Origin of the sequence: Gilvimarinus agarilyticus (assembly GCF_000832015.1) — a bacterium.
In the GTDB taxonomy this organism is placed as follows: domain Bacteria; phylum Pseudomonadota; class Gammaproteobacteria; order Pseudomonadales; family Cellvibrionaceae; genus Gilvimarinus; species Gilvimarinus agarilyticus.
The window spans coordinates 1601794-1621310 of record NZ_JXCJ01000001.1 but is presented as its reverse complement, the minus strand read 5'-3'; the positions used below and the strand labels follow the sequence as shown (position 1 = coordinate 1621310).

Here is a 19517-nt window from a genome sequence, read left to right as displayed (position 1 = left end):
GCGCAAGAACATTCAGGAATAGAACTATGGCAAACACCACCCAGCAGAATTTCGATGCCATCCGCGTTGTAGGCGGTCTACTGGGCAGCAAAATTCTGCAAGATGCCCGCCTCTACAGCCTGCCCGGCCAAAGCCAGCAGGACTACAGCATTGAGCGCGGCCTCACCTTTAACGACGAAATTGGTCGCTACTGGCGCATTGCCCAAGGTCGCTGGCGGGAATTCCAGCAACAGCGCCAACGGGAAGACGTCAATCTGCACGCGATTACCGTCAACGACTGGCTACTGCCACTGCTCGAACGGGTACTAGGTTATTCCGTCACACCCTGCCAACACAAACAAACCCTGGGCGAGCGAGAATTTCCCATCACCCACCAAGCATGGGGGCGAAGCCTGCCCCTGGTATTGTGCAGCGCGGATCAGGATTTGGATAAAAGTGATAACCGCTATGGGCAAGAGGGCCGCAAGCGCTCCCCCATGGGACTGGCCCAGGAATACCTGAACGCTGAATCCCAGTGCCTCTGGTCACTAGTCAGTAACGGCCTGGTATTGCGCCTGCTGCGCGACAACCCGGCCATGACTCGCCCTGCCTATGTGGAGGTAGACTTCACCCGTCTGTTCGACGAAGACAACTACGCCGACTTTGCCGCCCTGTGGCTGCTGCTACACGCCAGCCGGGTAGAGCCCCACAAAGGGCAGCCGGAACACTGCTGGCTAGAACAGTGGCGTGAACGCGGCCACGACGAAGGCGAGCGTGCATTGGACAAGCTGCGCTATGGCGTGGCCGATGCCCTGCGCCAGTTGGGGACCGGCTTTTTGGCCCACCCGGCCAATACTGGCCTGCGCCAAAAGCTCGCCAGTGACGAACTGAGTACCGATGCCTATTTTCAGCAAGTGCTGCGCTTGGTTTACCGGTTCCTGTTTTTGCTCACCGCCGAAGATCGGGACGTAGTGCTACTGCCCAGAGACTACGACGGCGAGGATCACCAAGTCGCCCGCGACCTCTATCAGGCAGGCTACTCAATCACCCGCCTGCGGGAGCGTGCTCGCCAGCGCCGCCACTACGACCACCACGGCGACGCCTGGCAGCAACTGTGCGTCACCTTTACCGGCTTTGCCAGTGGCCAACCCCTGCTGGCCCAGCCCGCCCTGGGCGGCCTGTTTGCTCACGACCAATGCCCGGATCTGGCAAGCAGTCAGTTGGCAAACCGTTACCTGTACAGTGCCCTGTTCAACCTCTGCTACTTTGAGCACCAGGGCATACTGGCCCGCATCAATTACCGGGATATGGACACCGAAGAGTTTGGCTCGGTATATGAATCCCTGCTGGAACTGATCCCACAAATCCACCCGGATGGCCAATGGGGCTTCAGCTTTATTGGCGACGCCGACGACGAAAGCGCCGCCTCCGGTCACAGCCGTAAGCTTACCGGCTCCTACTACACGCCCGACTCACTGGTGCAGGAGCTGATTAAATCGGCCCTGGAACCGGTCATCGCCAATCGCCTCAAAGCAAACCCCCAGCAGCCCCGGCAAGCCTTGCTCGGCATCAGCGTGTGCGACCCGGCCTGTGGCAGCGGCCACTTTTTGCTGGCCGCCGCCCGCCGCCTAGCCACCGAGCTGGCCCAAATCGACGCCGGCAGCGACCAGGCCACCGAACACCACTACCGCCACGCCCTGCGCGACGTGGTGCGCCACTGCATTTACGGGGTAGACCTCAACCCCATGGCCGTAGAGCTGTGTAAAACAGGCCTCTGGCTGGAATCCATCGAGCCCGGTAAACCCCTGAGCTTTTTGGATGCCCATGTGCAGTGTGGTAACGCCTTGGTGGGCATACTCAACCCCGAGCAACTGGAAAAGGGCATTCCTGCCGATGCCTATAAACCCCTGTCGGGCGATGATAAAAGCCTCTGTAGCGAGCTGAAAAAACAAAACGCCCAGGCTATTAAAAAGAGCAAACACGGTGAAAAACTCGCCGTCAGCCTGCGCGTTATTCCGCAAACCTTTAAGCAGCTGGAGGCCATGCCGGAAGACACCGTTTCGCAAATTGAAGCCAAGCGCCGCGCCTTTACCGAGGCCCGAGCCGGGCAGGACTATCAAAACGACCGCTTGAAAGAAGACCTGTTTACCGCCGCCTTTTTTGCGCCCAAAACCGCCGAAACCGCAAAGCAGGTGCCCACCAATAACCACCTGAAACTGGCCGCCGAAGGCCACTCATTACCGGGGGGCGTGCGTGACCTTACGCGTGAACTGGCCAACACCCACCGCTTTTTTCACTGGCCACTGGCCTTCCCTCAGGTATTTGGCGAGGGTGCGCCGGGTGGTTTTGATGTGATGCTGGGTAACCCACCGTGGGAGCGCATTAAACTGCAGGAACAAGAGTTTTTTGCCTCCCGCGCGCCAGACATTGCCACCGCGCAAAATGCCGCTGTTCGTGGCCGTATGATTCAGGCGCTGGCCGAAAGCTCTAACCCTAATCAAAAAAACCTGTACCGCCGCTTTATGCAAGCCAAACAAGGGGCGGAAGGCAGCAGTGCCTTTGCCCGCTTGTCTGGTCGTTTCCCCTTGACGGGGCGCGGCGACGTCAACCTCTATGCCCTGTTTGCCGAGCATTTTGCCAAGGGTATCAATAGTGAGGGGCGGTCGGGGGTGATCGTCCCCACTGGCATAGCCACCGACGATTCCACCAAATACTTTTTTGGTTGGTTGGCGGAAGGCAAGCGTTTGGCCAGTCTTTACGATTTTGAAAATAGAGAAGGTATTTTTAAAAGCGTACACCGCAGTTATAAATTTTGCTTATTAACCACCGGCAACAACATTAGCGCCGCAGACCTATCCTTTTTCTCAACCCAACCCAGCCAACTGGCGGACAAACGTCGGCACTTTACCCTGAGTGCCGAAGAGTTCTCATTGATCAACCCCAATACCAAAACCTGCCCGGTATTCCGGGCGCAAAAGGATGCGGAGATCACCAAAAAAATCTATCGCGCCGCGCCGGTGCTGATTCGTGAAGCCGATGAGCACCACCCGGAGATTAACCCTTGGGGTATCAGATTTCAGGCAATGTTTCATATGTCCAACGACAGCCGCCTTTTCAAGGGCTTATCGGATTTAGAGCCAGACCAGCAGGGCTATTTACCCCTATACGAAGCCAAAATGGTGCACCACTACGACCACCGCTGGGCAACCTACGAAACCGACGGCGAAACAAGCCGCGACTGCACCTTGGCCGAAAAGCAGAACCCCCACTACCAAAGCCGCCCCCGCTACTGGGTGCCGGAAAACGAAGTCACCCTGCGCACTGCCCAAGCCCCCAAAGCGGTGCTGGACGCCTGCAAAAAAGCAGATAACGAACTACTGTACGCAGCCCTCAGCAGCTGGTGCGCCGGTGCCTTCCTGCAACAAAACCAGACAGCCACCGCCGAAGCCCTGTTCGGCGAACCCCTGCGCAGCGAGGGCAAAGACCTGTTCGACAGCGGCCTAACCGCCACCGCCCAAGCTGCCGTGGCGATGCAGGAAGACTTTCCGCTCACCGCCGAGGAACAAACCCGCCTCAAAGCGGCGCTGGAGCAGCAACAAGAGCTGTGGCAACAGGTATGGCCACTGCTGGAGGCAAGGCGACCCAAGTACTTGCTGGGATGGCGGGATATTTGCCGATCAACGGATGAGCGTACGGTTATTGCTGGGGTGATTCCGTTAAGTGGTGTGGGAAACAATATGCCGCTTATACTCTTCAATAAGTTTAATGCTATCAATGCAGCTTTACTTCAAGCCAACTTAACGAGCTTGCCTTTCGACTTCATTGCTCGACACAAGGTAGGCGGCACGCATCTTAACTTCTTCATCATCAAACAACTGCCAGTGCTCCCACCCTCCGCATTCGACGAGAATGACGAAGCCTTTATCATTCCTCGTGTGCTGGAACTCACGTATACCGAAGAGCGCCTCAAATCCTTCGCCGAAGACCTAGGCTATCACGGCGAGCCGTTCGCATTTGACCCCGATCGCCGTCACCAACTCAAATGCGAGCTGGATGCCTACTACGCCAAACTCTACGGCCTGAACGAAGAGGAGCTGCGCTACATCCTCGATCCCACCGAGGTTATGGGCGACGACTACCCATCCGAAACCTTTCGCGGGTTAAAAAACAAAGATATAAAAGCCTACGGAAAATATCTAACTCAAGAGCGGGTTCTGGCCGCGTGGGAAGAACTGCACAAGGAAGACGCCAATCAACAATACGCCCCTTACCGAGGTGCTGCCTACTCGCCACAAGGAGTTATCCGCAATGAACAGGAGGCCCAAATCGCTGGTCTGCTGTTATTGGTTATTCGCCAGTATCAATTTATACCCCGCACGAAACTCAATGACTTTTTCAGTCTTATCGGCACCGATATTTCCGATGACAGCGAGAGTTTAAAGACTGCCGCGCCCGAATTGATTCAGGCCGCCCACCTTATGGAGTCTGAACATCGCTGGAGCCTGGTACTGGATTATCTCCAGCGCCACTCTTTGATACGCGCCGAAGCAGAGGGCTATCGATCCCTGGCCGGTAACGAACTGCCCCAAGATGTTGTGGTTATCGACGAGCTCCAGGATTTGGCTATGCGCCTACAAAGGATAGTGACTTCATGGTCCGAGCAGAGCAGCGAAGAGAGAACCGGCTCCCTTAATGAACGGGGCGAAAACAAGCAGGCATAAAGGCCAAGGATGCACCAATGGATGACAATTTCGCGTGGTTGGAACAGCCGACTCATGAGCCAGCGCTCTACCTCAAGCGGCTGGCGATATACGACGACCCGAAAAAGGTACCCTTCAGAGAGGTACCCTTTCGGCGCGGGTTAAATATCGTCTGGGCGATAGAGCCCACCCACGCACAGGCACAGGGCTGGCGTGCGGCGGGCCACGGTGTAGGAAAAACCTCGCTCTGCCTGTTATTGCGATATTGCCTGGGGGACGAATCTCCCAATACCACGAAGCTGCGCAAGGAGCTGGCGAGTAACTTCCCCAAGGGCGGCGTGGCGCTGATCGTTGATATACAGGGCCAAAGTCACATCGTTTATCGGAGCTTTAAATACCGCAACAGCGACAGGGTGGTTCACGGTGAAACGCTCACCGAACTTTGGAGTCATGAACCCGCCATTGACGCTACGGACTTCTTCGACTCCTTAACCCCCACCCTTCTGCACAACGCTAGCTGCGCGAGGGTTCCAGAGACCGATCAACCGCTGGAGTGGCGTCATTTGCTGGCCTGGCTGGCACGAGATCAAGAGGCGCGTTTCAAGTCCTTCTACGCCTGGCGAGAAGGAGAAGGCATAGGACTGTCCCGAAGCCGCCAGGACCCACCCATCCTCTTGCGCTCCGTGTTGGGGCTAATGAGCTCTGAAGAAGGCAAATTACTCAGGCAATTAGCCTCTGCAAAGCAGGCGCTTGAAGCAACTACCCAAGACACACAAACCTTGCTGCGAGAATCCGATCTCATCAAAGCCAGAATCGAAGCAGAGCTGCGCGACCTTGATCCGCAGCTGGTAGACCTGCCTTTGCACGCGCCAGATCTTTTTTCGCCATCTCTGATGGCTGCGCTTGGCGAGAAAGACGCAGAGCTCAATGCCAGCCTTGAAGAATGGCAAAACCGTTACCGCACTCAGGAGGAAGAGCGGCAGGAAATTTTTAGAAGCCTGCACCCATTGGAAGAGGAATATCACCGTATTGATCAGCGGCTGAAGCGCGCTGAGGCAGCGCGAGCCAGAAACGAAAAGGAATTTTCTCGGTTAACCAGTGAACTTGATCGTTTGAAGGCGCTGGGCAGTGACTGCCAGGAGGCCTGTATTCCCTTTAAGGAGTGCACTCATGTTCAGGATCGCATTCAGAAACTGGAATTGCCAAACATTCAGGACTCCCTGAAAAAACGTGCACTACAAGCCCAGATGGAGGAAGTAGGGCAATACGTAGACCGCTATCAGCGAGCACTAGCCAGCAAGCACGATGACATCAACCTTTATAAGCAAAAAAACAAAGCGTTGGATAGTAAACAGAACCAGCAACTGCGCATTCGAGACACTATTATTGAACGCGCTGCTCGGTTTATGAATTTACGGGCCGAACTGGAACGCTGGGAATCTACCCAAGGTTCGGAGTATCGTCGACAGTTAGTCCAAACTGCTGCTCAACATGAACAACAGCATAGAAACGACATAGCCCGTCTCGAACTCCCACTCCAGAAAATAAGGCAATCGCTGAACAGTCATGAAAAAAAACTGGAAAGCATCATGCAATGCTTAACCGAGTGTCTGCTTGGCGATGATTTTTTTGGGAGTCTGGAGCCTCAGTCAGATGAGCGCCCCTTCGGTATATCTGCACACGGGGGTGAAGCCTACCGTGTGTTGGAAATACTTCTGGGGGATTTATCCTGTCTATTCTATTCAGTGGGTAATACATCGGCATTCCCCGGCATCCTGATTCATGACTGCCCAAGGGAGGCCGATATGGGACCGAAGCTTTACGAGGAATATGTAACCCTTGTCGCCGCCGCTGAACGCCACTGCGAAAAATTGGGGAACGAGGTGCCGTTTCAGTACATTATCACTACAACAACACCTCCACCAGAAGCCTTATCCGACAGCGAAAAGGTTGTACTAAAACTCCACCCAGAAGTGGATAAAGAGCTCCTTTTCCGTCAAAAGCTAGTGGTAGAAGAGCAGAGAACTACAACGGGTTGAAGCCATCCATTGGGCTATCTATCTCAAAATAATCAAACGTAGAAGTACTGGAACTTAATATGACCGATCTGAACAAGCACATTATTGATCTGGCCGAAGATACGCTATCCACTTTTTCTGCTATCGCATCGACCGCACAGGAAACGCTGACATCCGTGCACGGTGTAAGCGCCCAAGGCTTTGCACAAGGCAATACCTTCACTGGGGTTGAAGCAGAAAGAAACCTTCATCGAATCAATCGAGAAACACAGGAAGGTTATTCCCAACTTGCTCGAGAACCCGCTATCGCACGTCTTGTCATTGAAGACCCAGAAGGAAACCAAAAAGTCCTGTATGTAGCCAGGAAGTATCAAGTAGCCGTTGATGAGGTCACATTAGCAAGTTACCAGTCCTCTATGGGGCGTTTAGCATCACTGCCAACCGGCGATGCTGACACGATTAACAATACAGAATTTACTGTTATTGAAAAATGTTTACTCAAGCCGACACAATCCTCAGACAAGCTTTGGGATTCTAAAGACAATCGATTCGATAACGAAGAATTGGGTAGCCAGAGCATCAGCTCGCTCCGCCAGCTTCTAAGCCTAGTCGATGTCGACGCGGCTTCTAGCTTTGACGCTATGCTAACTGGGGCTGAGCCAGACGATGTCATCCGCCAAGGCTTGATACACGAAATCCGGCGCACCATGAGCTTGCGCGATCAGCCCATACTGGACAAATTCCAGGATGAGATATTCCGGCTCCCTATCAACAGCAAGCTGATAATGATGGGGCCTCCGGGCACCGGTAAAACGACGACCTTGATCAAACGTCTAAGCCAGAAGATTGACACACAAAATCTGGCAGCTGAAGAAAAACGTTACGCCACTTCAGACACGGCTGGGCGCGAGCATGCCAGAAGCTGGAAGATGTTCACACCCACCGAGTTGCTAAAACACTATCTAAGCGAAGCCTTTGCCCGAGAAGATGTGCCCGCTCGGAACGAAGACATATCCACCTGGAATTCAGAGCAGCTCCGTTTAGCGCGCAATGTTTTCGGCTACCTACAGAGGGCCAACAACAAAGGTAAATTTATACTCAAACAGAAAGCGGATTTCATCAGTCAATCGGCTATTATTGACCCAATATCCTGGTATGAGGCCATCAAACATCATCACCAAGAGCGATTTTTCAATCAGTTGATGCAGGGAAAGGACGTAATTTCCCGGCTGGATTCCCAGATCGAGAAAAGTTTAGCTGAACACCTGTCCGAAATTCTGACGAACACTAAACCCGCGAACATAATTGATGTTGTCGGGCGCATCACATTGATAGAGAACGATATTAAGAAATCCCTTGAACAGCTAAACAGAGACATCGAAGAACTGTTAAAAACCTTTGCTAACCGAGAATTCAAGAACAATCGTACACTTTTCCCCGATTTGGCAGCGCACATTGATCTACTGGAACTAGAAGACGATGACGATGACGAGTCGACGTTCGACGGTGATGATGAAGCCGAGGATCAGGTAACAGCGACCTCTCGAAAAACGACTAACAATGAAGCGTTTATCCAGTACAAAAAGGCCATACGATCACTCGCACGATACCGCTACAATAAGCGATCTCTGCCTAAAAAGGGCGTGAGCTATGCCGTTATACAGTGGCTTGGAGAAAACCGGGTCCCCGACAAAGATGAATTGCTAACCCTCGGAAAATTGGCGTCCGTAAGGAATGCCCTTAATCGCTTTAGGAACACATACCGACGCTACGTTTCTGACATTCCAGCAAGCTACAAAGCGTTCCGAACGAAGGCTTTCGGCGAGCGCCTTTATTATGAGAAGCTCCCCGAAAAAACGATTCACGTCTCTTCTTACGAGCTGGATACCATCTTGCTAATGGGACTTGAGGCCGCTCGGGCCATGATGTCCAACCGAGCTATTAGCCGGGCTAACAACGGCGGCCTGCCATCACTACTGAAAACTGTATCCAGTCATTTTTATAATCAAGTACTGGTCGATGAAGCGACTGATTTTTCCGTAATACAGCTTGCGGCCATGAAGAACCTTTCGACACTATCAAGCGAGTCTTTTTTTGCGTGCGGTGACTTTAACCAGAGAATTACGGGCGTTGGCATACGTGACCCAAAGCAACTTGCCTGGATAGCAAACGACCTGCGTACGCAGCACATTACCGCTGTTTATCGACAAAGCCGGATTTTAAATGAACTAGCCGTGAAGCTGCTGCAAGCCAGCAATGGCGACCTAAGCGCTAAAGGCGAATTGCCCGACAGCAGCGCTCATGAAGGCCTCAAACCGGTTTTCATCGAGGAATGCCAGGATACTCGCGCAATCAGCCAATGGCTCGCGACTCGCATCGTAGAAATTGAAAGCATGACTTCACCTCTGCCCACCACCGCCGTGCTCGTGCAGGATGACAGTCAGATCAAACCCCTTGCGGACGCACTCAATGAAGAACTGGAACCCTATAACCTGCGCGCCGATCCCTGCGAAGGCGGCCGCACTCTAGGTGAAGGTAATAACGTGAGAATATTTTCGGTTGAGCATATTAAAGGGCTAGAGTTTGAGGCCGTGTTCTTTGTGGGAGTGGATAAGTTAGCCGAAACCATGCCCGAGCTATTTCACAAATTCTTGTATGTGGGCTTTACTCGAGCTGCGACTTACCTAGGCTTAACCAGTGATGGGAAGTTGCCCTCACCGCTCAGCCAGATGCGGGAAGAGTTTGTGGATGATTGGTGCTAAATAATATAAAGGAATCTCTGATGTCTCGTTTTTGCAACGAACGTAATTCTAAGCCACTTATTGATACCGGCGCTATTTGGCTGGATAAAGCACTCTATCACCAAAATTCGGTTTTTTCAGATAAGACTCTGTGGACGCTGGAACATGTTACAGACTTGGAAACTTACTTCTCCAACAACCCGGATACTGGCACCGGCGATTTTTTTGACAAGCTGGAAACCCAGCTGGAGCCCTGCGGCCCGGCCGTCAAGCAACTGGCGGCAGAAATGCTATGGTTAATGCTCTTGTGCGTCAGCAATATAGGGGCTGCCAAAAAACGCGAATCGGTGCTGCGGGTATGGGCTTGGTCAGGCGAAGTACTGCCCGAGGACCACCCCCTGCTGTCCGATGACACCCTGGCCGGGGTCGGCAGTGGTGGTACCAGTTTTAATACCAACCGCTGGCGCGAGCTGGCTTATTGCGTAGAGGCAGCCAAACAGGCACTGGCAATGCCGCTGGCAGAACGCAAGGCCATTTTTTCTGATTTTACGGCTCTGGGCGAGTACCTCACCAAAGTGCCTGACAATGAGCGGCGACAATTTCGGCACATGCTGCTTTACATGCTCCACCCTGATTCTGCCGAGCGGATTTTCAGCAACGGAGACCGTATGAAAATCGCGCTAAAATTTACTGGCAAGCCCCAAAAAGCCTTGAAAAAACTGACCTCGGCAGAGATGGATCAACTGCTGCTCAGTATCCGCAAGGCACAGGAAGAGGTGTTCGGCACTAAAGACCTGTGCTTTTACGTGACACCACTGCGGGAGCTGTGGAAGGCGCAATCTTCCTGCAGTTGGCTGTTTTCCTGGAACCCCGCCAATTGGGCGTGGAAGGACTTGCCCGCGCATATTGCGCAAACCAAGGCTGGCAAACCCGTTATTCTCAGTTGGCGCTGTGCCAATCAGGACGCATCCCCTGGTGACCGGGCCTGGTTGATTCGCCTGGGGCAGGAACCCAAAGGCATTATGGCCAGTGGCAACGTCGTATCCGAGCCCTACGAAGCCGAGCATTACGACACGGAAGCTGCCGCGGAGGGGAAAACCATGATGAAGGTGGACATTGAATTCACCGAAATTCGGGATGTGTTCAAAGATTCGCTAATCAGCATGACGGACTTGGGGCGGATTACCATCGACAACCAAAACTGGTCGCCCCAGAGTTCCGGCATTGAAATCAAACCCCGCAGCGCAGCGCTACTCGACAAACTCTGGGCCAAGTTAGCCGCGCCCTCCGATGCGCCCAAACCCAAGGAGAAGACACTACTGATTGCCGAACCCATCAACAAAATTTTGTATGGGCCGCCCGGCACCGGTAAAACCTATAAACTCAATAAGCTTAAACAGCACTATGTGGTGAAACAGGCGTCGATCTCTTACGAACAGTGGCTTTCCGAGCATTTGAAGGGCATCAACTGGTTCGACGTGGTATTTATGTGCCTGTATGACTTGGGCGGCACTGCCAAAGTCAAAGAGATTGAATCCCATGCGTTTTTCATCCAAAAAGCCAAATCGGTCGGTCGCCGCCAACACCTTAAGGCGCAGATATGGGCCACCTTGCAAACCCATACGGTAGAATCGTCAACCACTGTGAAGTACAAAAACCGGGTGGCACCCCTGGTCTTTGACAAGGACGCTGATAGTCGCTGGCAGCTGGTGGGCAACTGGCAGGAGGATGGCGAAGACCTGATTGCCCAAACCAAAACCCTAAAAGCTGGGGCGCCTTCTCAAGCCGACCAGCTCCACTATGCCTTTGTCACCTTTCACCAGGCCTACAGCTATGAGGATTTTGTGGAGGGCATACGTCCGGTGCAAGACACGGAAACCGATCAATTGGTGTACCGGGTAGAGCCGGGAGTGTTTCGACAGATTTGCCAAGATGCCCAGATTGCGCCTGACACCCGTTTTGCGCTGTTTATCGACGAAATCAACCGAGGCAATATTGCCAAAATTTTTGGTGAGCTGATAACCCTGATCGAAACCGATAAACGTGCCGTCTATGACCCAGACGGCCGATTGACCGCCGGTATGGAGCTGACCCTGCCCTACTCCCGCGAGCGTTTTGGTGTGCCTAAAAACCTGGACATCTATGGCACCATGAATACCGCTGACCGCTCGATTGCCCTGCTGGACACCGCTTTACGTCGGCGCTTTCTGTTTGAAGAGCTGATGCCCAACGCCAAAGTAATCACTGGCTCTCGCGGGGATGGCTACATCGAAGACGGTGAAGGTGGGTTAATTGATCTTCGCGCCCTGCTAGTTGCCATGAACCAACGTATTCGCTTTTTGCTGAATCGGGATCTTATGCTGGGCCATGCCTACCTGAGCAAAGTCAATGACTTCCGCAGCCTGCGTGATGTCATGCTGAATCAGTTTATCCCCCTGTTACAGGAGTACTTTTACAACGACTGGCACCGGATTCAGTTGGTATTACGCGATGTGGATCAGGGCAACGAGCCGGTGGAACCCCAAATTATTGAGCACACCATCATCAGCGGGGCTGAGGTGCTGGGCTTTGAGCATGACGATTTTGAGGATTTGATTGATTATCGCGTAGCGGAACCTGCGAGCATTACTCCTGAAGCGATCCGAAAAATTTACGAAAGTCTGGATTAGGTCAACTCATGGAAGTGCTCACTTGTATTGAACATCAACGTATTCCCGTTCGTGCTACACGCGCGCCGGGTGAATTTGCGCTAACACATGCTCAAGCTAAATTGCTCGATGCAGCCGATGGAGTTCCCGCTGATGCTTTTCGCTGGGGGCATCAATGTGTCAGGTGGCGACAGTTCTGTGGCGTCGTTCAGCTTGGCGGCTTGACCTTGGAGATTCTACCCAAAATTCATGGCAAAGAGTCTGATCCCGGGGCCTGTCGAGAAGTGCTGGTAAAAATGCTGCGCAAAGCCGGCCTGATGAAAGTTCACCGAGGCGCCGGTGCCGGAATCCAGACCCAGAAGCACACCTTATTGGATATTTTTATTCAGGAATTCTGCCTACTAGTGCGCGAGCAAGTACTGATGGGCAAACCTAGAGACTACCAACAGCGGGAAGAGAACCTGGGTGTGATCAAGGGCAAGCTGCTAATTAACCAGCAATTGCGCCAAAACCTCAATCACCAAGAGCGACTTTATTGCCAGTTTGATGAACTAACCGACGATATTTTACTTAATCAAGCGGTCAAGTTCACGCTGCGCCTTTTGCTCCCCAAATGCCGTTCGGATCGCAGTAAAAAGGCCGTGACTGAGTTACTAATGCAGCATGATGACATCAGTGATCAGCGCATAGACCGCCAGTCATTGGATCGCCTAACACTCGATCGAGCCAACCAACGCTATGCCGATATTCTGGCTTGGTGCAGATTGTTTATTGATGCCGAAAACCCGGATGTAACGGCGGGGAAGCATAGCCTGCTATCTATACTATTTGACATGAACCTGTTATTTGAGCGCTGGCTGGCGGCCAGCTTGCGCCCATTGGCTCGAAAAGCGGGACTGTCCTTGAGGGAGCAAGCCCCCAGGCGCTATCTGGCATATCGGGAAGACGTAGACCGCAAGGTATTCCAGACAAGGCCAGACATCAGCCTCATCGACCGTAATGGCAAGGTCCACCTGATTATTGATGCCAAATGGAAATTACTGAATGGCCCAGATGCCAAACTGGGTGTCAGCCAGGCAGACTTGTATCAGCTTTCCTCCTACGCGAATCGCTACCATATCCATCAGGTAGCACTCGCCTATCCCAGTCAAGCAGGTCTCAGTGAAATTTATGCGTTACAGCTATTGGGTAGTCATAGCGCAAAACTGGATATTCATTGTATTGATTTGCTAAAACCTACTGCCCACTTGCAATTGTCGTTTAAGTTTTAGCCAAATCCTGATATGGCCTTGGTGGATTTCCGAAGCTGATGTAGGATAAAACGCCAACCAGTAGAGGCATCCGACCATGTCTGATCGGCTAATCACCCTAGCGGCCCAGCGCATCGTAGATGCAGACAGCCTGGTGATCTGTGCTGGTGCAGGGATGGGTGTTGACTCAGGCCTGCCGGATTTCCGTGGTGCTGCCGGCTTTTGGAAGGCTTACCCTGCCTTACGATCCGAGGGCATCCGGTTTGAGGATATTGCCAATCCATCTGCTTTTATGGAGAGCCCGGCCTTGGCATGGCAGTTTTACAGCCATCGCATCAGTCTCTACCGTCAAACCAAACCCCATGCTGGCTTTAACATCCTTAAGCGATGGTGCGAAAGCAAAGCGCATGGGTGCTTTGTGTACACCAGCAATGTCGATAGTCACTTCCAGCGCGCTGGCTTCGCCGAGGAGCGCATTAACGAGTGCCATGGCTCGCTCTCCTACTTGCAGTGCGTTGTGCCCTGCCAGCAGGCTGTATGGCCGCTGGAAGGCGCACTTGATCAATTCGCCACACCGCTATGCCCGCATTGTGGCGAATTGGCTCGGCCCAATGTGTTGATGTTTAACGACTGGGGTTGTATTAACGATCGGACCGAGAAGAAGTACGAAGCGTTTGAAAGCTGGTTGACTGGTGTAAGCAATCCGGTAGTGATTGAGCTAGGGGCAGGTATTACCATCCCCAGTGTGCGCCGCTATGCCGCAAGCCTGGAGCTTCCGATTGTGCGTATTAACCCGCAGGATCACGCTATAACGCCGCCTCATATCGGTTTGCCTATGACTGCCCTGAGAGGGCTACTTGCGCTTGAAAAGGCAATTGATCTATTGGAGATGGGTGACGCAACTTCGAGCCCTGAAATTAATACAGACCAACTGCAGGGCCAAGCATGAACGAGAACAAGCTGTTAGAAAGAGAGGACTATGAGGTATTTGCCCGGCGGCATTGGGTATCTACTTTCAGCCATACCTCGGGCAGTGCGCTAATGCCTTGGAAAATTGAAGTTCAGGCTGATGCGCTTGCGCGACTAGTAAACGATGTGTCCTTGGGAATGCGTGTGTATGAGTTGTTGTCCATTACCCGGCCCGGCGAGCTGTTGGCGTATGTCTACCTTGAATTTGACCCTGCAGATACTGCGCTTCAGCAAGAGCTGCAGAGTAGATTGGATCGTTTCGGGAGTCGTCGCTGGGAATTAGGGATAGCCGATAAAAAGCCAATAAAAAGAATCGTTTTTTCAAGTTTCGAGCGAATGTATCCACTGGAGCCCAGCCCTGATACCAACCTGCACGGGTCGTGGCAGCTTTCTCGCGATTATTCTTCTTTTTGGATGGAATACCTGAATGGCTTATTTACTCGGTTGAAATCCGTACAAAACCGAACACTACAAAACCCCGACCCTTTGATTCAGGCTGCTATCAGGTTGATGAATGAAAACCGGCACCCCCAACAACTTGAACGGCATATTGAACGCAGGGTCTACTTACATGCGCCAAAACCCTATATAAAAATGCCACCTGTGCTTGTCGAGAGATTGGTTGCCCTTGTTGATACTTACCAGGTTAGATCAGTCTGCGCTGAAGAGGGCGGTTATGTATTTTGGTATGAAATGCTCAAGCGCCAGCTTGCGGTAGGCGCTCCCAATATGGAGTTGCGCTGCGGGTGTGATTCACCAAAGCCGCCTTACAATGCCAGTCATGTGGGCGGGGAAATCAATAACGGCGTGCAAACTGAGCTGATGGTAATCCCAGCATGGAAAACCCTTTGCGCCGACGCTTGCGAAAAAGAGCAGCGCCTACCATATCTAGCCAAGATATTGGTCAGCGAAAGAGATTGGTCAGGCATGACGTTTGTAGACCATGAGCATATTGAGGGCTGGAATATTTATATTGACCGAGCCTGGCGGCAGAGCAAGGAGAGCGCTCGGAGGCCGGCACATAGAGCGAACCCGGATCGCCTTAGAGAGTAGTCGCGTACAGGAAAGAACCCCCGCCTACCAACGCCAGAAGTAGTTCCTGAGGGAAGCGTCATAAAGTATTATCATGGCCCCCTTTGATACATTATCGGTATTGAAAATCAACAACTCATACGGACTCAATAATACTGCTCCCGAAATCTCAACCATCATTACTGATTCTATTGCTCCAAAATGTCCTGATTTGTCCGGTTTAGATAAACGTTTAATCAAGCCACTTATGCTTTTGTAGAAAGTCATCTAAGCTCTGCAGCCAACACTGTTCCAAATTCTGATATTGTCGATGTAGGCGCTCAAAAGTTTTCCAGTGCATGCCTTTGGTTTTAATAGAGCCACTTCCTCGATGATAATCGGCGAATATCCGTTGCCCTAATTTGTGCTTTTTTCGTATTAGCCGATATGCCTGATTTTCGTTTTGTGTGACATAAGGAAGTCGACAACAATGCCTACATATAAACAGGGAGCCGCAATCAAACAGAATACCCACTCGACGGTTACAGCTTGGGCAGCTAAACCACAGCCTTTCGCCTCCATAGTGACAGGAAGTGGCCTCAAACATAATAGGAAGGATTCTAGCCACCCAACCTTTATCAGGATGGTTATACCGATAAGATACCAATATCTGTTTGTCATCTATTTTGTAGCTAACTGAGCCACACTCTCGACCACCAATACTCCAGCGTAGTGTGCCAACAGCCCCCGGTCGCAATAAGCCTTCACGTCTCAGATAGCGAATATCAATACTGTTGCGTCCATTCAAAGTATGTCCTCTGCTCATAGCATCCTCCGCACTATCGAAATCATTAGGGAAAAATGTTTTTTTGCGATTACATCTCTGAATGCCAACAGACATGTCGTCAACACTAACCTTCATAATTTTCTAGCCATTCCTCCACCTGTTGATTCTGAGGGCAATGGGTAGCAATAGGGGATGTATTCATTCCCCTTGTACCCGCGCTTCCTTGATTACTTGTTTCGTAGTTATATTTACACGTAGTTGATTGTGGCTCTGCGCCTTGTGACACCTGGGCTTGCGGGAAACTCTTGTCCGGATTACTTATCTGGGACTTATCCGGGTGTAATTCGGGTAATGTCCGTATGTTATCTGGGTAAAACGCTCGCAGAATCGTATTAAATGAAGCATTGAGCGGGCGCAGAGTACCAGCCTCGAGTCGGCCATCACTACGATTTTCGGCAACAAAATACAGCTTTTTCAGATTCCCCATATAATCGTGGTAAACAGTTACGCTTTGGGGATGTTTCAGTTTGGTATGACTCCAGAACCGATAAAACAGGCTTCTTCTTCCAACCGCAAATTGCTTGCCCGGATACCTCTCTCCCCCTGTTCCATTTGGTCCCTTCCGCTGGCGATTTAGCTCGACGTTAAAAATAACATAGCGTTGTTCAATGCCCTCCAGCAACTCGAACTGCAACGTCAACCCCGAGAATCGTTTGCCATAAATGCCAGTGGAGTAATCCACATACTTCATTGGCTCCAAGTTGAGCCTATTGGCTATTTGCAGCACAAGGCTATCAACATGTTTTTTGAACCAATCCGGCGGCACTATGGCCCCATTTCGTGGTGTGATAGATAACTTTCCATCCCTAATCTCTACATGGTCTGCTCGCTGCAGAACGGACTGAAAGGCTACCATTGTGGAAAAACCGTTCAGTTTTCGTTGTGATATGAAAAGCTCTGGGCTAGAGCAGCAATATCCGTTGCTTTCCATGCCGTTGTACGCGGACCAAGTTTAACTGGCTTTGGAAACCTGCCGGATTTGACTCCAGCCCACCACGTGGACTTGCCTACAGGGATAATTTCGAGCACTTGGGGAAGGCGATAAAAGCTGATCGATGGAAATGCGTTTGTTGCATTAGACATTTTGGTATCTCCTCACACTTGATAAGAGATACCCATTATCAACAAAAACAGGAGGAGCGGAATTCCTCTTGCTAGCGTAGTGTACAGTCTACGCGCAGACTGTACGTTTCTATTCCTGTGTTCGAGATTTTTCGTATTTGCTGATCCAATCAGCAAGCGTCCTCTGGGTCATGTTGACTATTTTTGTTCCAGCCTTGGCGGCACTTTGATAGCTTGAAAAGGTTGTGTGATTCGCCTCATACCAAGCCAGAAAGTCTGCTTTTATAGCAGCATTCTCTTTATGCCTGGCTTTTGCAGCATTTTTTGCAGATTTTTTTGCATGCTTTTCAAAAGCAGCCAACCTGTTAATAGACATCCGTAAAAAATCAGCGTTTTCTAAATGATTCCTTGCCAATATTTCATCTGTCATTCGCATTTCAATATATGAGTTGATTGACCAAAAAAGGCTGTATGTCCGGATAAACTTTGGAAGATAGGCTTCATCGAGCATTCCTCGTCGAATAATTAGCGACTCAGCAAAAAGCACCTTTTCCACCCCCACTAAGTCCCTTACTTGGTCATAATCAAGAATGTTACCTCTAATATCCTCAATACCTTCAGTTGACGATTTCTTTTGAAGCAGCTCTGCAATTATACCTGTGATAGTAATCAGCTCCTCGATATAACCCAAAGCAACAGAAAGAGTCACGTCGTGAACAGCCGAAGAATTCAAACCTGAATCGCATGTCTCCTTTATTTCTGAGGGAATTTCGTTGGCCGAGTAGGCGGTCATACCAATAAGCCAAGCGTTTTCACTATTGGCAAGAAAAATTCCATCCCGATTCACCAACTTTCTGGATCGAAAACCGATACCGTCTGATGAGAAGGATTGTTCGATGTCAAAGTTCGTGAAACTAGCATAGATGGGATTTTTCATGAGCACTCCCTCAATTCATCCAGATAGCCAGCCCACTTTTGCATCATCTCCTTTCTCTGCGGCAAATGTTTGGTTCGGTTGTATGCACGGCCCAAAGGATCCTTTACCGCATGGGCTAGCTGGTGCTCTATCCACTCCGGCGGAAACCCCAGCGCCTCATCCAGCAAAGTCCTGGCCATAGCCCGGAATCCATGGGCAGTCATTTGGTCATTGGTGTACCCCATGCTTCTGAGAGCCACCCGCACAGCATTCTCAGACATTGGCCTGGCTGCGGTTCTGGCTGACGGGAAAACATAAGGGCTGCGCTGGGTATAGGGCTCCAGCGACCGGAGGATGTCGACTGCCTGGGCAGGGAGTGGAACAATATGCTCCACATTGGTTTTGGTGACTGTATAGCGCCACTCACTGGCTTCCCAGTCGACCTGTTCCCATTTCATTTGCCGCATCTCGCCTGGACGCTGAAATAGCAAAGCCGAGAGCTGCAAAGCGGCCTTAACCGCCGGAGTGCCTTGATAGACATCAATAGCCTGTAACAGCTGACGGACACCTTTCGGGTCTGTAATCGAGGCAAAGTGCTTGGCTTTAGGTGCCCTAAGCGCACCGGCGAGGTCCCGGCTTGGATCGCTGAGCAATTTGCCGTGGCGAATCGCGTAACGGAATACTTGGCTGGCGGTTTGTTTGGCGCGCTTGGCAGTTTCTAGCAACCCCCGATCCTGGGCGCGGTAGAGTACCTGCAATAACTCCGGCGGAGTTATATCGCCAACCGGGCGCTGCGCCAGCCACGGGAAGAGGTGATTCTTCAACAGGTTTTGTGTGCGCTCTGTGTGAGATTCAGACCAATCGAGCCGAGCCACCTCAAACCACGCCCAAGCCAGCGATTCGAAGGTGGCATCCAGATTGGCTCTCTGGTGCGTTTTGGCGGCCTTTCTCTGCTCGATGGGGTCGCTTCCCGCAGCAAGGATCGACTTGGCGTCCTGGGCTTTCTCACGGGCGTCCTTGAGTGTGACTTTCGGGTACACGCCCAATGCCAAGAGCTTCTCCTTTCCCGAAAAGCGGTATTTGAGTCGCCAGTACTTTGAACCGTTCGGGCGAATATCCAGATATAAACCGCCCGCATCTGAGAGCTTGTAGGCTTTGGATTGTGGCGCCGCCGCTTTGATCTTTTTGTCCGTCAGTGCCATACAGTATCGCCTCCACCCCGTTTGGGGGTACAAGAATCCGGAGGTGATATGACATACCCCCAGAAATACCCCCAGGACACTCTGGATAAGGGGGTACTTGGTTGGACTTTAAGGGATATAGTATAAACGAAAAAGCCCGCATTGCTGCGGGCTTTTGGACGATTCAGGACTGAA

At 51.6% G+C, this 19517-nt stretch carries 12 protein-coding genes; 7 read left to right on the top strand and 5 right to left on the bottom strand.

The annotated features are described in order from the left end of the window. Nucleotides 1-26: 26 nt before the first annotated feature. From SD69_RS07070 to SD69_RS07040, 7 genes are all read left to right on the top strand, one after another. The gene (locus SD69_RS07070; RefSeq protein WP_052480964.1) at nucleotides 27-4700 is read left to right on the top strand and encodes an Eco57I restriction-modification methylase domain-containing protein; all 4674 of its coding nucleotides are present in this window, start codon (nucleotides 27-29) and stop codon (nucleotides 4698-4700) included. Nucleotides 4701-4717: 17 nt separating this feature from the next. Then, nucleotides 4718-6718, top strand: a complete 2001-nt coding sequence (locus SD69_RS07065) for a coiled-coil domain-containing protein (RefSeq protein ID WP_041522646.1) — start codon at nucleotides 4718-4720, stop codon at nucleotides 6716-6718. Between the two features lie 59 nt (nucleotides 6719-6777). Then, nucleotides 6778-9459: an ATP-binding domain-containing protein gene (locus tag SD69_RS07060; RefSeq protein WP_041522645.1), complete on the top strand. Its 2682-nt coding sequence runs from the start codon at nucleotides 6778-6780 to the stop codon at nucleotides 9457-9459. Between the two features lie 20 nt (nucleotides 9460-9479). Next, entirely contained in the window at nucleotides 9480-12107 is a 2628-nt protein-coding gene (locus tag SD69_RS18915; protein ID WP_041522644.1) for an McrB family protein, read from the top strand. An 8-nt stretch (nucleotides 12108-12115) separates the two neighbouring features. Further along, a complete protein-coding gene (locus tag SD69_RS07050; RefSeq protein WP_052480963.1) occupies nucleotides 12116-13357 on the top strand; it encodes an McrC family protein in 1242 nt (413 codons plus the stop codon). Nucleotides 13358-13433: 76 nt separating this feature from the next. Continuing rightward, on the top strand, nucleotides 13434-14285 hold the full coding sequence (locus SD69_RS07045; protein ID WP_052480962.1) for an SIR2 family NAD-dependent protein deacylase: 852 nt from the start codon (nucleotides 13434-13436) through the stop codon (nucleotides 14283-14285). Continuing rightward, the gene (locus tag SD69_RS07040) at nucleotides 14282-15358 is read left to right on the top strand and encodes a hypothetical protein (RefSeq protein ID WP_041522643.1); all 1077 of its coding nucleotides are present in this window, start codon (nucleotides 14282-14284) and stop codon (nucleotides 15356-15358) included. The genes SD69_RS07045 and SD69_RS07040 overlap by 4 nt, the downstream gene beginning before the upstream one ends. Nucleotides 15359-15569: 211 nt before the next feature. Here the strand turns inward: SD69_RS07040 and SD69_RS18730 are convergent, their stop codons facing one another. From SD69_RS18730 to SD69_RS07015, 5 genes are all read right to left on the bottom strand, one after another. Continuing rightward, nucleotides 15570-16238 (bottom strand): hypothetical protein, encoded by a 669-nt coding sequence (locus SD69_RS18730; protein WP_157471628.1) that lies wholly within the window; start codon nucleotides 16236-16238, stop codon nucleotides 15570-15572. After that, nucleotides 16228-17094 (bottom strand): hypothetical protein, encoded by an 867-nt coding sequence (locus SD69_RS07030; protein WP_198144160.1) that lies wholly within the window; start codon nucleotides 17092-17094, stop codon nucleotides 16228-16230. The genes SD69_RS18730 and SD69_RS07030 overlap by 11 nt, the downstream gene beginning before the upstream one ends. Continuing rightward, the gene (locus tag SD69_RS19190; protein WP_041522640.1) at nucleotides 17034-17246 is read right to left on the bottom strand and encodes a helix-turn-helix transcriptional regulator; all 213 of its coding nucleotides are present in this window, start codon (nucleotides 17244-17246) and stop codon (nucleotides 17034-17036) included. Before SD69_RS19190 ends, SD69_RS07030 begins: the two co-directional genes overlap by 61 nt. Before the next feature lie 109 nt (nucleotides 17247-17355). Continuing rightward, nucleotides 17356-18162, bottom strand: a complete 807-nt coding sequence (locus SD69_RS07020) for a hypothetical protein (protein ID WP_041522639.1) — start codon at nucleotides 18160-18162, stop codon at nucleotides 17356-17358. Then, nucleotides 18159-19343 carry a tyrosine-type recombinase/integrase gene (locus SD69_RS07015; protein ID WP_041522638.1) on the bottom strand — a complete coding sequence of 395 codons (1185 nt, stop codon included), beginning with the start codon at nucleotides 19341-19343 and terminating at the stop codon, nucleotides 18159-18161. Before SD69_RS07015 ends, SD69_RS07020 begins: the two co-directional genes overlap by 4 nt. Nucleotides 19344-19517 lie beyond the last annotated feature (174 nt).